Raw genomic sequence first — 14,120 nt, 5'->3', positions numbered from 1 at the left:
TGATCGAACCGCGAACGGCTCGCGCCACTAAGGTGCTAGACGCCGACGCGTCCAGCCCGCCTCTTCCAGACGGTAGTCGAGGCGGTCATGCAGGCGGCTGGCGCGACCTTGCCAGAACTCGATGCGCTCCGGCAGCAGACGATACCCCCCCCAATGCTCGGGGCAATGGGGCTGCGTATCGCTGAAGCGCGCTTCGGTGTTCTTGAGCAAACCCTCGAGTTCCTCCCGGCCGGCAATCACCTGACTTTGCGGCGAGGCCCAGGCCCCCAACCGGCTGCCCAGCGGACGCACCCGGAAGTAAGCATCCGACTCTTGCGCCGAGACCTTGACCACCCGCCCCTCGATCCGCACCTGCCGCTCCAGGGTCGGCCAGAAGAAGGTCATCGCCGCAAAGGGGCGGGCCGCCAGTTGCCGACCCTTGTCGCTGTCGTAGTTGGTGAAGAAGGTAAACCCCGCCTCGTCCAGCCCCTTGAGCAACAGGATGCGGCAATGAGGGCGCCCGTCCTCGTCCACCGTCGCCAGGGTCATGGCATTGGCCTCGACGGGCACCTGCTCGGTCTTCACCGCCTCGGCGAACCACTGGTGGAACAACGCGAACGGCTCGGCCGGGGCCAGGGCCTCGGTGAGACCGTCACGGGTGTAGTCGCGGCGCATATCCGCCAGGGCGTGAGTCATGAAGCGTTCCTTCTCGATCGTCAGGTCAGTTCTTGGTCGAGCTGTCGGCGCCGGCATCTTTCTTCGCCGGCGCAGCTGCCTTGTCCTTGTCCGCCGCGGCCTTGGTTGCCGCCGCTTTCTTGACCGGCGCTTTCTTATGGACCGGAGCTTTCTTGGCCGCGGCCTTGCCCTTGCCCTTCTTGGTCGATGCCGCGGTTTTCTTCGCCGCAGGCGCCGTGGCAGTTGCCGACTTGGCATCCGCAGCCGCTACCTGGGTGACCGGCGCCGGAGGTGGAACCGGAATGCTGTATTTGCTCAGCAGCGCAACCATGGTGTTCTGCGGAGTCAGGATGATTTCCACGCGACGGTTCAACGCACGGCCGTCACTGCTGTCATTGGCGGCACGCGGCATGTCCGCCCCCATGCCACGCAGCATCAGGCGATCACGATGCAGGCCGCTGAGGCCGAAAATCGCCGCCACGGACTGGGCCTGTTGCTGGCTCAGGGCCTTGGTCGATTCGGCGCTGGCGCTGTTGTCGCCATGACCCAGGATCACCACGGCGGTCTTGGGGTCACCCTCGACAGTCTTGGCGATCCGGGTGAAAGGACCGAGGGTGGCCGGCAGCAACAGTTCCGGACGCTTGGGATTGTAGAAACCATCCACCGGGGCAATGACCACCAGCACGTTTTCACGCCGTTCCAGCTTCAGGGAGCTGCCCTGGATCGCGGTACGCAGGCGCGGCTCGTAATCGTCAAGCCAGGCCTGGGTGATTTTCGGGTCGGGCATCGGCACGGCCTTGACCGGCGGCTGGGTAGCTTCCTTGCCACTGGCCTTGTTGTCCGAGCTGCCAAACGGCCACCACCAATGGGTGGCGGAGTCCGCCTGTGGCGCCGGAGTCGTGGCGGCGGCAACCGCCGTAGCCAGCGGCACGGGTTTGTCCGCACTTTGTGGAGTTTGCGCGCAACCGGTCACAATCAGACAGATGGCCAGGGCGAGAGACTTGTTCGATGACATGGGGAGATCCACAAAATGAGATAGAGAAACAAGGGCCGTCAGGCCCTATGGAACAGTGTAATAGAAAGCAAAAAAGTCACAGGGTTCCGGCCCGCGACTTTATGCGCGCATTCTACAGACAGGCGGCCAGAATCCGTACCAGCTTCTGTGCCCGCGGGTCCATCAGGACATAAGGACCGAGGGTATTGGTCACGAATCCGAAGGCGACATCGTGCTCGGGGTCGGCAAAACCGACGGAGCCACCGGCACCCGGGTGACCGAAGGCTTTTGCGCCCAGGCCGAAGGTGGCGTTGGCCACGTCCGGCTGATCGAGCATGCAGCCCAGGCCGAAACGGGTCTGGGTCAGCAGGGTCTTGTCCATGCCCAGGCTGTGCTGGCGCGTCAGTTCATCCAGCATGTCGGCCTCCAGCAGACGGCCGTCGAGCAGGCCACTGTAGAACCCCGCCAGGCTGCGCGCGTTGCCATGGCCGTTGGCGGCCGGCTGCTGCATGCGTCGCCACTCCGGCTTGTTGGTGCTGGTCATGATCGACGGTGGATTGGTGAAAGCCCGGGTGCTCATCGCCTCGGGCTCGCGCATCGTCACTTGCAGCAGGCGCTGGGCCGCCGCGTCGCCGATATTGCCCTTGCCCCGGGCGATATGCGCCACGCGATGGAACTCTGCGTCCGCCAGGCCGACATGGAAATCCAGCCCCAGCGGCTTGGCAATCCGCGCCACGATGGACTCACCCGGCCCGCGACCGTCGGCACGCCGCAGCAACTCGCCCACCAGCCAGCCATAGGTGATCGCGGCGTAGCCATGGCCCTCGCCGGGCGTCCACCAGGGCGCTTCGGCCGCCAGGGCGTCAACCATGGTCTGCCAGTTGTACAGCGCCTCGGGGGGCAGCAACTGGCGCAGGGCGGGCAGACCGGCCTGATGGCAGAGCAACTGGCGCAGGGTGACGCCGGCCTTGCCGGCGGCAGCGAATTCGGGCCAATAGTGGGCAACCGGAACATCCAGCTGCAACTTGCCCTCGGCCACCAGTTGCAGCGCGGTGACGGCGGTAAAGGTCTTGGTGCAGGAAAACAGGTTGGCAATGGTGTCGCTGTGCCAGGCCTCGGCCCCGTCCTTGTCGGCGGTGCCGGCCCAGAGATCGACCACGGTTTCGCCGCCGATCTGGATACAGAGCGCGGCACCGCGCTCCTGGGGATCGTCGAAAAGGGCCGCGAAGGCTTCGCGTACCGCCTCGAATTGAAGCTCGAAATGACCCTGAATCTGCACCCGTGAATCTCCCACCGCAACACCTTACAAAATGGCCTGCATTGTTCCAGCGATTGATGGGTTTGGGAACAGACGTGGATCAGACAATTCGTAACGCCTTGCAAGAACTGTCAGACGTTGCACGAATTGGAATGATCCACCGAAAACACCTCACCCCCAGTGCAAGAGCAACCGATCATTGGCCGTTGCCGGAATGGCCGCCGGGATGGCCGGCCTCTTCCCCGCCCGCACTGCCCGAGCGCCCCTTGGCGCCACTGTCTTCTTCCTGGTCGATACCCTTGGCGGCTTTCTGCTGCGCTTCCACCTTGGCTTTCTCGGCCTCCTTGTCGAGCAGCGCAAGGGCCTGCAGGTTGCTTTTGCGCACGCTCTCGACAAAGCCCTGGAACGGCACATCGGTAATGCCCACCAAACCGAAATGACCGTTTTCGCCGTCCAGCAGACGACCGGTCACCGGCTGGTCGAGGTACTGGAACCAGTGCACACCGACGACCGACGGCTCGGCCACCGCCTGCTTGAGGAACGCCGCATAGGCCGGGCCACGATCCTCTTCCCGGGCCAGTTCCGTTACCCCACCCCAGAACGGGCCGCGGTCCCTGGAACCGAAGTTGAACTCGGTGATCAGCACCGGCTTGTTCAACGCCTCCAACTGATCGAAGTCGTAACCGTCCTGGGGCTTGAGGGTGTAGAAGTTGAAACTCAACACATCGCAGTACTGGGCACAGGAAGCCACGGCTTCAGGGGTGCTGATGGCAAAACGACCGCCAAGCAACAGATGGTTCGGCGCATGCCATTTCAGCGAGTCGGAAATGGTCTTGAAGTAGGTATCGGCAAACGCTTTCTGGAAATACTTCAGGTCCGCCTCGATCTGCGGGTGCGCGGGATCCGGCAGCGGCGCCTCGAAGCCCGGGTCCTCCATCTGCTCCCAGGTGGGAATCTCCACGCCCCAGGCCTTGGACAGGCCCTGCTGGTTGCGGTACTTGTCACGCAACTGCTTGAGGAAAGCACGCTTGGCCGGCACGTCGGTGGTCATGCGCAAGGTACCGTAGGCCAGGGCGTAACGGGACTTCGGATCATCCCCATGAGCGGCCCAGGCCAGTTCGTTGTCGGCAAAATAGCCCACCAGCCAGGGATCGTCGCGATGGTCGCGGGTGGCAATCGCCACCGCGCGTTCGGTGGCCATGGCAAAACGCGGATCGAACGGGTCAGGCATGCCGCCCCACCAGTCGCCGCCAGTGCTGATACTGGCGTAATCGCCGACGATGGACAGCGGCAAGGTGTAAGGCACGCGATCGTTCAGGCCCAGGGCCGGATCGCTCCAGTTGCCGACCGTGTTGAAACCCCAGGCCTGCAGGCGGTCCAGGGTGTGTTTCTGCCAGCGCTGCGCGTCCAGGCCCGGGGCGCACGGCACCTTGGGCTGCTCCGACTCCGCCGCTACACACGGCGAGCCATAGGTCCGTTGCAGGTTGGCGCCATAGAAATCGAACCAGCGTCCGGACTTGAAGGCCCGCCCCTGGGAGGCCCCGGTGGCGATGCTGTTGTCGGCCTTGCCGTAGTAGGCGGCCAGCGGCTCACCCTCCTTGGGCAGGTCACTGAACATGTCTTCACGACCTTCGACATAGGTCTGCTGGTCGTGGGCGGTCACGGTATTCACACCCAGGGAATAGAACGGATGCCCTTCCGGCGTCACCAGGTACCAGCGACCGTCACGCTTTTCGGTCCGGAAGAAGCCCGAGGCCTCGAACTGCGGTCCCTTGAGCGAACCGCCGAACTTGTCCCGGGCACTGTGCTCGCGTTCGGCCAGCCAGGTTTTCAGTTGCTGGCTTTCCTTGCTCGCCGCGGCCTTGAGCTGATCGTCAGTGCTGACTTTTTCCGGCCATCTGGCCCGGGTCGACTGGCCGTAGCCATCCACCAGCGCGCCATAGACGGCCTTGGTCACATCGTCGCCGGCCTGCACGCCGAAACGCTCCAGCAGGATGTTCTGGGCGACCTTGGGCGCGTCCATCGACAGGGTCACGGACACCACCCGCTGGCGGTCCAGTGCGCCCTGGCTGCTGGCCAGCAACACCCGCTGGCCATCAACGGTCATCGGCATCGGTGGACCGGCGCGCATGCCCTGGCTCAACGGCGAACTGGCCTGCAGGGGCACCAGCAAGGTCTGGGCGGGGCCGGCAGGCAGGGTCACGCGGCTGGTGAGGGTCTTGCCGTCACTGCTCTGGATCGTCACATCGAGGGTCAGCGCCCAATCCATCGCACTCTGGATCCGCAGGCTCATGGCACCCGCCTGTGACCAGTCCCAGGCCCCGGTCTGGGGCGTGAGGCGCAGGCTCGGGCGCGCTGCCGGATTGAAAGTGATCCGCCGCAGCACTTCGCCTTCAGCCGTCTGCTCCGCGTTGTATTGCGGCAGGCTGGCATCCACGGTTGCCACCTGCACCACGTCGGCGGGACGAACGAAGTTGAACAACGTCTGTTGCCCCGCCGGCGCAGCCCATAGCGGCGCAGCGAACAACAAGGCGAAAACGGCGGGCAGCGTACGGCCAATCATATGAATCAAACTCTCCCTTACGGCCAGTCGAAGGCCAGCGTGGCGCCAAAGGGCGCCATCCGTAGACAACGAAATTGGTAATTTAGCCTACATCACATTAAGAAATTTCCCGCCGGAACGGCGGCAAGGCATTGAGGATAGCTTTCCCGTAGCGTTGAGTGATCAGACGCCGGTCGAGCAAGGTGATGATGCCCCGGTCCGCCTCGGTACGCAGCAGGCGACCGCAGGCCTGGACCAGCTTGAGTGAGGCGTCCGGCACGGAGATTTCCATGAACGGATTGCCACCCCGGGCCTCGATCCACTCGGCCAGCGCCGCCTCGACCGGATCGTCCGGGACCGAGAAGGGAATCTTGGCGATCACCACGTGTTCACAGTAGGCACCGGGCAAGTCCACCCCTTCGGCGAAGCTGGCCAGGCCGAACAGCACGCTGGAGTCACCGCCGTCGACCCGGGCCTTGTGCTTGTTGAGGGTCTCCTGCTTCGACAGGTTGCCCTGGATGAACACCTGCTTGCGCCAGTCGCGATCCAGGCCGTCGAACACGTCCTGCATCTGCTTGCGCGAGGAGAACAGCACCAGGGTGCCCTTGGAACCTTCCACCAGCTCCGGCAGGTCGCGAATGATCGCCGCGGTATGGGCCATGGCGTCGCGGGGATCGGCGTTGAGGTCCGGCACCCGCAGCACGCCGGCATCGGCATGATGGAAGGGGCTGGGCACCACTGCCGTCACGGCCTTCTTCGGCAGGCCGGCACGCATGCGGAAGCGCTCGAAGGTGCCCAGCGCGGTCAGGGTCGCCGACGTCACCAGGGCGCCATGGGCCACGTTCCACAGGTTGCGCCGGAGCATTTCCGCGGCCAGGATCGGACTGGCGTTGACCTCGATGTCGAACAGCGCACCGCTCTCGGCCAGGCTCAGCCAGCGGGCCATGGGCGGGTTGTCTTCCGGGTCTTCGGCGGTAAAGGCGGTCCACAGCTCCCAGTTGCCCTGGGCCCGGGACAGCAGGCTGCCGAACAGCGGATACCACTCCTCGGCCTGGTGGCTGGCGATGCCGATATTGACCTCGCCGTCCATGCCCTCCTTGAGCAACTCGGTCAGGCGGGTGAAAAGATCGTTGAGGCGGGCGAAGCCTTTCTTCAGCTCGATGCCCATCTCACGGATATGTTCCGGAATCACCCCGCCGACGAAGCGATGGCGTGGCCGCTCGCGGCCCTCGGTGTCTTCGCCGGTCTTGAAATCGGCCAGTTGCTCACAGGCGCTGAACATGAACTGCTGGAGGGTCTTGATCTCCCGTGCCAGTTCCGGCACCTGCTCGATCAGCTTGCCCAGGTCGCCGGGCAGCGGATGCTGGGCCAGCAGCTTGGTCAGGTTCTTGGCGGTCTGCTCCAGCCAGTCGGCGGTGGAGCGCAGGCGCGTGTAGTGGGCGAAGTGGCCGATGGCCTTGTCCGGCAGGTGGTGGCCTTCGTCGAACACATAGAGGGTGTCGCGCGGGTCGGGGAGCACCGCGCCACCGCCCAGGGCCAAGTCGGCGAGGACCATGTCATGGTTGGTGACGATCACATCGACCTTGCCCATGCCTTCGCGGGCCTTGTAGAAGGCGCACTGGCCGAAGTTGGGGCAATGGCGGTTGGTGCACTGGCTGTGATCGGTGGTCAGGCGCGCCCAATCGGCGTCTTCCAGGGCGCTGGGCCAACTGTCGCGGTCGCCGTCCCATCGATTCCCGGCCAGCTTCTCGATCATGCTGGTGAACAGCTTCTGGCTGGCCTCGTCGACCTCGATGCGAAAACCTTCCTCTTCGAACAACTGGGCGGTGGCGGTCTGCGCGTGGCCTTCCTGCAACAGCATATCGAGCTTGGACAGGCACAGGTAGCGCCCGCGCCCCTTGGCCAGGGCGAAGCTGAAGTTCAACCCGCTGTTGCGCATCAGGTCGGGCAGGTCCTTGTAGACGATCTGCTCCTGCAGCGCGACGGTGGCGGTGGCAATCACCAGGCGCTTGCCGGCGGCCTTGGCGGTGGGAATCGCCGCCAGGCTGTAGGCCACGGTCTTGCCGGTACCGGTGCCGGCTTCCACCGCGACCACGGCCGGGTCGCCGCTGCGCCGGCCTTCGTCATCGGTGTCGATATCGCCGAGGACCTTGGCCACTTCGGCGATCATCAGGCGCTGGCCGTAACGCGGCTTGAGGCCCTTGGCTTCGAGAAAACGCGAATAGGCGCCCTGGATCGTGGTTTTGAGTTCGGTGCTGATCATGAGTCTTCGGGCGCAAGAAACGCTGGATAAATTTTCAGTGGTTCGAATAGATGGCTATCATACCCCGCCAAATCCTCGCGTGCCGCACGGAGTACCTGAATGACCGCTTTTGCCCTCGCCTACAGCTTGCATGTCCTGGCCGCACTGGTCTGGGTCGGTGGTATGTTCTTCGCCTGGATGATCCTGCGCCCGGCGGCCATGGCCGCACTGGAGGGGCCGGCCCGGCTGAAGCTGTGGGTCCAGGTATTCCAGCGGTTCTTCGTCTGGGTCTGGGTCGCGGTGGTGCTCCTGCCGATCAGCGGCGTGGGGATGATCCAGTTGCGCTTCAGCGGCTTCGAGACCGCACCGCGTTATGTGCAGGTCATGATGGGCCTGTACATCGTGATGCTTGCACTGTTTATTCGTATCCAGTCGTTGCAACTACCGGATTTGCGCCGCGCGGTGGAGGCCCAGGACTGGGCGGCGGGTGCGTCGGCACTGGGGCGGATTCGCCGGCTGGTGGGGATCAATCTGCTGATCGGGTTGGCGCTGGTGGCCATTGCGGCGGCACGCCCGGGGTTTTGAGTGCTGGAACTAACTGAACGCAGGAGCACATTGTGGGAGCCGGCTTGCTGGCGATGACAATCGCAAAGGCGATGTTGCACTCAAGGGCCTCATCGCCGGCAAGCCAGCTCCTACAGAGGGCGGTGGTGTTTTCGCGGCGGTGTTACAGGCGCTGAACGGTCACACTACCCGCCGGTCCAGCCGGCCCCGGCTTGCCTGCCAACCCCGGACGACCCGGCTTGCCACCCTCGGTCTGGTACACGAAGCAGCCCTTGGCCTTGCCGCCCGCCCCCGGACGCCCCGCCGCTCCGGCAACCCCTCCCGTACCGCCATCGACCAGCACCTGGATCTGCGCCGCCGGGTAATTGCGCGGCAACTGCAGCCGAACCTGCGCCCCCGGCGCCCCCGGATGACCATCGCCGCCATTGTCGCCGTCCGCGCCCTGCCCGGCCGCGCCCCAGGTACACCCCGGCTCATCGCCATTCGCCCCATCGAGCCCGACGTACCCCGGCACGCCCGCGCCACCCCGGGCATCCACTGACAACAAGGAGCCGCTGAGCGCGTCGATCCGCAGATCCAGGTTACGTCCTGGCGAAGGGGCTTTCTGGTAAGTGCCCGGCGCCCCGCGCGCACTGATCTGGCTGCCGCTGCCCAACTCGGCACGGCCAGCCTTGAGCGCGAAAGCCTGCTCGCTCGGCACAATGGCGATACGCGCCTCATGCCCCAGGTGCAGTTCACCGATATTCAGTTGCGTCACGCTGGCGGGAACCAGCAAGGTGCCGAAGTCGGCAACGTCCAGACGCTCCAGTTGCAGCACCGGAGCATTGCCGGGCAAACGCAGCATGGAATTGGTTTCGACGGTCACGGCCTGGGCAAACGCCAGGGGGCTGCACAAGGCAGCCAGCAGACACAGGCTACGCATGTTGGCGCTCCTCACGATTGGGCAAAGGCAGGACTTGCAGGTGGAACATGCCGAACACCAGGATCTGCAGCCGATCGCGCCAGGGACGGGCCCGTTCCTGCACGCTACCGTTGAACAGCATGATCTCCAGCAGATGCGTCAACAACAGCATGCTCCCCGCCAGATCCACCAGAACCCGGAACGGATTGATCAGCGGATGCACCAGGTTGACCAGCACCACCAGCCAGAACACCAGCGTCAACACCTTGCCCAGCCCCCAAAGCACCTTCATACGCCCCCCTGATGAGTTATTCTTTGGCGCACAGTAAGGCGAGTCAGGACAGTTTGCCAGTGGCCGTTGAAAATTCGCCCGTCTTTGCCGTTCCGACCGAGGAATCCCGATGCTAGAAAGCCCTTCAGCCCGCACCCCCCAGCAAGCGCTGGCCGCCCTGCTGGACCGTTACGCCCCGCAAACCCTGCTGCTCGTGGGGGCTGGCAGCTTTCCGGCACTCGAGGCGTTCCAGGCAGCGCACCCCGAAACCCAGGTGGCCTTCGCCGAACCCGGCGCCCTGCCCGACGCCCTGGCCGCCCGACGCTTCGACCTGGCGCTGGTGGTCGACTGCCTGGAGCACCTGCCCAAGCGTGACGGCCGGCAATTGCTCGGCGGCATTCGCAACCTCAATGCCAGCCGCCTGGCGGTGCTGGTGGACATGGCCGCCAGCGGCTGGCAGGACAGCGACTTCTTCGCCCTGGCCATGCAAAGCGCCGAACGCTTTACCCGCGACGAGCAGGTACTGAGGTTGTTCACCTATGATCTGAAGGAATACAAACAGGTGCCGGACTGGCTGAACGCCAAGTTCTGGGCCAATCCGGAAAATTTCGGCAAGTACTGGTGGTGATTCCCGTGAGCACATCCATCTGTCCCTGCGGTAGCGGCAACCTGCTGGAGGCCTGCTGCGGCCATTATCACGCGGGCCATCCCGCGCCCTGCGCCGAAGCCCTGATGCGTTCGCGCTACTGCGCCTATGTGCTGGGACTGGTCGACTACCTGGTGGGCACCACGCTGCCGGTGCAACAACCCGGGCTGGATCGCCAGGCCATCGGTGAATGGAGCGCACAGAGCACCTGGCTGGGTTTGGAGGTGGAAAGTTCGGAAGTCTTCGGCGGCCAGCCCGAACATGCGTTCGTGACCTTTACCGCCCGCTGGCACGACAGCGGCGGCGAGCACAGCCACCGGGAAAAGTCGTCCTTCGTGCAAACCGGCGGGCGCTGGTATTTCATCGACCCCAGCGTGCCCCTCAAGGCCGGGCGCAATGACGCCTGCCCTTGCGGCAGCGGGCAGAAATACAAGAAGTGCTGCGCCAGCTACCTGCTCAACTGAGGCTCAGGTGTGAAATATCGGGTAGCGCAACGACGGGCGCAGCCGGCAGTTGTCCCATGTCGGCCCCCACGGGCGCCACGCTGAACGCCGACAGGTCCAACGCCACGACGACCGGCTCGGGCTTGGGGTCCTGCATGTCACTGCCCACCTCGGCGATCCCGAAGTCCGGCGCATCGACCTCGCTGAACGCGGCCATATAGGCATCGCGCGGCACCACCCGTGCCCGGCCAGGCACCACGGGCGGCGGCGCCATCTCGATTTCCTCCACGGCCATCTCGACCACCGCGACCACTGCCCCGGCCCGCTCGATCGTGGCCCGATATTTTTCGGCGGCGGCGGCATCGAGATTGCTCTTGAGGACCAGGCGCCGCCCGGAAAACAGCAGTTCGATACGCTGGGCATCGGCCTGGAACAGCCGGGCCAGGTTATTCCGGACCTGATCGAGCGGCGCCCCGGGCAGCGACTCGCCACTGAAGACAATCTCGTAAAGACTCATGACCCCACTCCTGTGCGCCTGGCTGATCCGTTGCGCGAATGATCGGCAGTATCACCCAGGTGGATTTACCGCCACAACCATGAGCTTTTTCTGTCACAGGCTTGCTATGCTGGGGCCTCGGCGGGAGGAACCCCATGTATTCACGAACATTTGGCATGCTCGGTCTGCTCATGCTGTTGACGCTTTCCGGCTGCGCGTCCTGGTTCGATACGGGCACCCGCGATCCCGAGGTTCGCCTGGTGCGCGTCGAACTGGTCAAGGCCCGCCTGGTGCAACAGAAGTTTCGCCTGCACTTTCGCGTCGACAACCCCAACGACGACAACCTGACCGTGCGCAGCCTGCACTATCGCCTCTACCTCGACGACTGGCTGCTGAGCGAAGGCGAGTCCGAGGGCTGGTTCACCGTGGAAGCCAACAACCACGCATCCCTGGTGATCCCGGCCAGGACCAATCTCTGGGAACACCTGCGCGACCTGACCAGGCGCCTGAAACATCCCCATGAGCCTATCCCCTACCGACTGGAAGGCGAGCTGGAAACCGGAATATTGCTCAGGCATGACGTGCACCTGGAGCGTAAAGGCGAGATAATTCCCGCCGAAATTACTGCGGAGTGACACCAGCATGACCCAGCAACCCCATGTCCACGGCCCTGATTGCAACCATGATCATGACCACCACGATCACGACCATGGCCACGTCCACGGCCCGAACTGCGGTCACGCTCACCAGGAGCCGGTACGCAACGCGTTGAAAGACGTGGGTCGCAACGATCCTTGCCCGTGCGGCAGCAGCAAGAAGTTCAAGAAGTGCCACGGGGCCTGAGCCCCGAAGGAATGCGTTTTTATTGAGAACGCGAAACCTGTAGGAGCCGGCCTGCCGGCGATGGGGCCCTTGAGCCTTGCGTCGCTCGCGCGCACGCCATCGCTGGCAAGCCAGCCCCCACAGGTGGATGAAGCGCTACTGGAACAGCGCTTCGCTGGACAAGCCGTTCTTCTCGAGAATCTCGCGCAGGCGCTTGAGCCCCTCGACCTGGATCTGCCGGACGCGCTCGCGGGTCAGGCCGATCTCCAGACCGACATCCTCCAGGGTACTGCTCTCGTGCCCGCGCAGGCCGAAGCGCCGTACCACCACCTCACGCTGCTTGTCGGTCAATTCCGACAGCCACTGGTCGATGCTCTGGGACAGGTCATCGTCCTGAAGCAGCTCGCAGGGATCGGTAGGCCGTTCATCGGTGAGGGTATCGAGCAGCGTCTTGTCGGAGTCCGGCCCCAGGGACACGTCCACCGAAGACACCCGCTCATTCAGGCCGAGCATGCGCTTGACCTCACCCACCGGTTTCTCCAGCAGGCTGGCGATTTCTTCCGGGGAAGGTTCGTGATCGAGCTTCTGGGTCAGCTCCCGGGCCGCCCGCAGATAGACGTTCAATTCCTTGACCACATGAATCGGCAGGCGAATGGTCCGGGTCTGATTCATGATCGCCCGTTCAATCGTCTGGCGTATCCACCAGGTGGCGTAGGTCGAGAAGCGAAAGCCACGTTCCGGGTCGAATTTCTCGACGGCCCGGATCAAGCCGAGGTTGCCCTCTTCGATCAGGTCCAGCAGGGAAAGACCTCGATTGACGTAGCGTCGGGCGATTTTCACCACCAGGCGCAGGTTGCTTTCGATCATGCGCTTGCGGCCCGCGGGATCGCCACTCTGCGACAGGCGCGCAAAATGAACTTCTTCTTCCGGGGACAGCAAGGGGGAAAAACCGATTTCATTGAGATACAACTGGGTCGCATCCAGCGCCCGCGTGTAGTCAATGTACTTATGCTGCTTGAGCGAAGCAGCATTTTTGGTCTTGGCACGAACTGGGGCTGGAGAACTGTCGTCCTCCGGCATCATATCCATGACGATGTCGGAGTCCATAAGGAGCACCTCATCATCGATGTCAAACCCCGGCGCTTCTTTGCTGAGAGCCATTGTTATAGTCCTTTGGTGAGTTCGACCTCAAGCTCAAGCGACGCCTTTATCCTTGGCAACGCTGGAACCTGTTCCCGCTACATCAGGAGAACAGGCTGGAAAACGGATCAACGACGCGGCAGGAATTGCAGTGGGTCTACGGGTTTCCCCTGGCGGCGAATCTCAAAATGCAGTTTCACCCGGTCTGTACCAGTTGACCCCATTTCGGCAATTGTCTGTCCGACCTTGACCTGCTGCCCCTCCCGAACCAACAGCCTACGGTTGTGGCCGTAAGCACTGACGTAGGTATCGCTGTGTTTGATGATGACCAGCTCGCCGTAGCCCCGTAACCCACTCCCGGCGTAAACCACTGCCCCATCAGACGCAGCTAAAACAGGCTGTCCCAAATCCCCGGCGATATCAATACCTTTATTCAAACTGCCGTTTGAAGAAAATTTTCCAATCAGGACTCCGTTCGAAGGCCACGCCCAGCCCTTCGGCGCGGGGCCGGCGGGCGCCGCCGGGGTTTCCACTGGAGCCGTCTGGGCCGCGGGTTGTGACGCCGTCGAGGGGGTCGCCGGTGAGTTGGCCGGACGCCGGGTGATGGTGAATTTACCCGAGGGCGAAGCCGTCGACGCCGATGTGGACGTGGAGGCGGACGAGGTCGAGGCGACGGCCGCCGGTGTTGAATTTGAACGGCTGTCGAAGCGAATCGCCTGACCGACGCGAATGGTGTAGGGCTCGGGAATATTGTTGCGCGCGGCCAGGGCTTTCCAGTCCCAACCATAGCGGAAGGCAATCGAGAACAAGGTATCGCCACGGGCGACCACATGCTGGCCGGTGGTGGTCATCGGCTTCTGCGGCGCCGCGCTGGCGGTTGTATTATTGCCGTTACGATCGACGACGCGCACGCCGCCTTTTGGAGCACTGGAGCAACCAGCCAGTAAAGCACTGAGGGCAAGGCCGATCATCAGGCGCTGAACGCTTGCTTTACCCATACGCTGCCGAATGACTGTGAGACTCACCCGCCGCTCCCTTTGTGGTGGCTGAAATAAGAGTGCCTGTACAGGCGATAATGTCGCGTAAGTATAACTGGCTGTTGGATTTTCACGGACAACAAAGCCAAATCGCAAAACGCCGGGCATTT

The 14,120-nt window shown here is 63.6% G+C and carries 15 protein-coding genes; 5 read left to right on the top strand and 10 right to left on the bottom strand.

The features are described from left to right. Nucleotides 1-27: 27 nt before the first annotated feature. The 5 genes from pdxH to dinG form a co-directional block, all read right to left on the bottom strand. Nucleotides 28-675 (bottom strand): pyridoxamine 5'-phosphate oxidase, encoded by a 648-nt coding sequence (gene pdxH, locus UCMB321_RS06715; RefSeq protein ID WP_040064809.1) that lies wholly within the window; start codon nucleotides 673-675, stop codon nucleotides 28-30. A gap of 25 nt (nucleotides 676-700) precedes the next feature. After that, nucleotides 701-1,669, bottom strand: a complete 969-nt coding sequence (locus tag UCMB321_RS06710) for an OmpA family protein (RefSeq protein ID WP_040064808.1) — start codon at nucleotides 1,667-1,669, stop codon at nucleotides 701-703. 112 nt (nucleotides 1,670-1,781) lie between these two features. Next, nucleotides 1,782-2,927, bottom strand: coding sequence for an EstA family serine hydrolase (locus UCMB321_RS06705; protein ID WP_040064807.1), 1,146 nt, complete (start codon nucleotides 2,925-2,927; stop codon nucleotides 1,782-1,784). A gap of 175 nt (nucleotides 2,928-3,102) precedes the next feature. Further along, complete coding sequence (locus tag UCMB321_RS06700) at nucleotides 3,103-5,469, bottom strand: beta-galactosidase (RefSeq protein ID WP_040064806.1); 2,367 nt, start codon at nucleotides 5,467-5,469, stop codon at nucleotides 3,103-3,105. Between the two features lie 97 nt (nucleotides 5,470-5,566). Further along, nucleotides 5,567-7,711: an ATP-dependent DNA helicase DinG gene (gene dinG, locus UCMB321_RS06695; protein ID WP_040064805.1), complete on the bottom strand. Its 2,145-nt coding sequence runs from the start codon at nucleotides 7,709-7,711 to the stop codon at nucleotides 5,567-5,569. A 99-nt stretch (nucleotides 7,712-7,810) separates the two neighbouring features. On the opposite strand from dinG, the gene UCMB321_RS06690 reads away from it, so the two are divergent. Further along, nucleotides 7,811-8,275, top strand: coding sequence for a CopD family protein (locus UCMB321_RS06690; protein ID WP_040064804.1), 465 nt, complete (start codon nucleotides 7,811-7,813; stop codon nucleotides 8,273-8,275). Nucleotides 8,276-8,417: 142 nt separating this feature from the next. Here the strand turns inward: UCMB321_RS06690 and UCMB321_RS06685 are convergent, their stop codons facing one another. Together UCMB321_RS06685 and UCMB321_RS06680 are read right to left on the bottom strand one after the other, a co-directional pair. After that, a complete protein-coding gene (locus UCMB321_RS06685; protein ID WP_040064803.1) occupies nucleotides 8,418-9,176 on the bottom strand; it encodes a hypothetical protein in 759 nt (252 codons plus the stop codon). After that, nucleotides 9,169-9,447: a DUF1145 domain-containing protein gene (locus UCMB321_RS06680; protein ID WP_040064802.1), complete on the bottom strand. Its 279-nt coding sequence runs from the start codon at nucleotides 9,445-9,447 to the stop codon at nucleotides 9,169-9,171. The genes UCMB321_RS06685 and UCMB321_RS06680 overlap by 8 nt, the downstream gene beginning before the upstream one ends. 109 nt (nucleotides 9,448-9,556) lie before the next feature. Between UCMB321_RS06680 and UCMB321_RS06675 the strand changes: the two genes are divergently transcribed. Both UCMB321_RS06675 and UCMB321_RS06670 read left to right on the top strand, forming a co-directional pair. Beyond that, nucleotides 9,557-10,054: a DUF6231 family protein gene (locus tag UCMB321_RS06675; RefSeq protein WP_040064801.1), complete on the top strand. Its 498-nt coding sequence runs from the start codon at nucleotides 9,557-9,559 to the stop codon at nucleotides 10,052-10,054. A 5-nt stretch (nucleotides 10,055-10,059) separates the two neighbouring features. After that, the gene (locus UCMB321_RS06670; protein ID WP_040064858.1) at nucleotides 10,060-10,536 is read left to right on the top strand and encodes a YchJ family protein; all 477 of its coding nucleotides are present in this window, start codon (nucleotides 10,060-10,062) and stop codon (nucleotides 10,534-10,536) included. Here the strand turns inward: UCMB321_RS06670 and UCMB321_RS06665 are convergent. Continuing rightward, on the bottom strand, nucleotides 10,529-11,032 hold the full coding sequence (locus tag UCMB321_RS06665; protein ID WP_040064800.1) for a hypothetical protein: 504 nt from the start codon (nucleotides 11,030-11,032) through the stop codon (nucleotides 10,529-10,531). The two genes, UCMB321_RS06670 and UCMB321_RS06665, sit on opposite strands and share 8 nt — an antisense overlap. A gap of 134 nt (nucleotides 11,033-11,166) precedes the next feature. Between UCMB321_RS06665 and UCMB321_RS06660 the strand changes: the two genes are divergently transcribed. Then, complete coding sequence (locus UCMB321_RS06660; RefSeq protein ID WP_040064799.1) at nucleotides 11,167-11,646, top strand: LEA/WHy family protein; 480 nt, start codon at nucleotides 11,167-11,169, stop codon at nucleotides 11,644-11,646. Nucleotides 11,647-11,653: 7 nt separating this feature from the next. Next, nucleotides 11,654-11,854, top strand: coding sequence for an SEC-C metal-binding domain-containing protein (locus UCMB321_RS29865; RefSeq protein WP_040064798.1), 201 nt, complete (start codon nucleotides 11,654-11,656; stop codon nucleotides 11,852-11,854). Between the two features lie 135 nt (nucleotides 11,855-11,989). On the opposite strand, the gene rpoS is transcribed toward UCMB321_RS29865, so the two are convergent. Beyond that, nucleotides 11,990-12,916, bottom strand: a complete 927-nt coding sequence (gene rpoS / locus UCMB321_RS06650; RefSeq protein WP_422393936.1) for an RNA polymerase sigma factor RpoS — start codon at nucleotides 12,914-12,916, stop codon at nucleotides 11,990-11,992. A 185-nt stretch (nucleotides 12,917-13,101) separates the two neighbouring features. Beyond that, entirely contained in the window at nucleotides 13,102-13,998 is an 897-nt protein-coding gene (locus UCMB321_RS06645; protein ID WP_040064796.1) for a peptidoglycan DD-metalloendopeptidase family protein, read from the bottom strand. Nucleotides 13,999-14,120: the final 122 nt, after the last annotated feature.

Source organism: Pseudomonas batumici, from assembly GCF_000820515.1.
Taxonomy (GTDB): domain Bacteria; phylum Pseudomonadota; class Gammaproteobacteria; order Pseudomonadales; family Pseudomonadaceae; genus Aquipseudomonas; species Aquipseudomonas batumici.
Note: the sequence above shows the minus strand (reverse complement) of the source record. Positions and strands in the feature narration are given on the sequence as shown.

Bases quoted from the DNA above. Each gene is read 5' to 3' on its own strand.
- pdxH (WP_040064809.1), bottom strand. From the start codon at position 675: ATGACTCACGCCCTGGCGGATATGCGCCGCGACTACACCCGTGACGGT.
- UCMB321_RS06710 (WP_040064808.1), bottom strand. From the start codon at position 1,669: ATGTCATCGAACAAGTCTCTCGCCCTGGCCATCTGTCTGATTGTGACC.
- UCMB321_RS06700 (WP_040064806.1), bottom strand. From the start codon at position 5,469: ATGATTGGCCGTACGCTGCCCGCCGTTTTCGCCTTGTTGTTCGCTGCG.
- dinG (WP_040064805.1), bottom strand. From the start codon at position 7,711: ATGATCAGCACCGAACTCAAAACCACGATCCAGGGCGCCTATTCGCGT.
- UCMB321_RS06690 (WP_040064804.1), top strand. From the start codon at position 7,811: ATGACCGCTTTTGCCCTCGCCTACAGCTTGCATGTCCTGGCCGCACTG.
- UCMB321_RS06685 (WP_040064803.1), bottom strand. From the start codon at position 9,176: ATGCGTAGCCTGTGTCTGCTGGCTGCCTTGTGCAGCCCCCTGGCGTTT.
- UCMB321_RS06680 (WP_040064802.1), bottom strand. From the start codon at position 9,447: ATGAAGGTGCTTTGGGGGCTGGGCAAGGTGTTGACGCTGGTGTTCTGG.
- UCMB321_RS06675 (WP_040064801.1), top strand. From the start codon at position 9,557: ATGCTAGAAAGCCCTTCAGCCCGCACCCCCCAGCAAGCGCTGGCCGCC.
- UCMB321_RS06665 (WP_040064800.1), bottom strand. From the start codon at position 11,032: ATGAGTCTTTACGAGATTGTCTTCAGTGGCGAGTCGCTGCCCGGGGCG.
- UCMB321_RS06660 (WP_040064799.1), top strand. From the start codon at position 11,167: ATGTATTCACGAACATTTGGCATGCTCGGTCTGCTCATGCTGTTGACG.
- UCMB321_RS29865 (WP_040064798.1), top strand. From the start codon at position 11,654: ATGACCCAGCAACCCCATGTCCACGGCCCTGATTGCAACCATGATCAT.
- rpoS (WP_422393936.1), bottom strand. From the start codon at position 12,916: ATGATGCCGGAGGACGACAGTTCTCCAGCCCCAGTTCGTGCCAAGACC.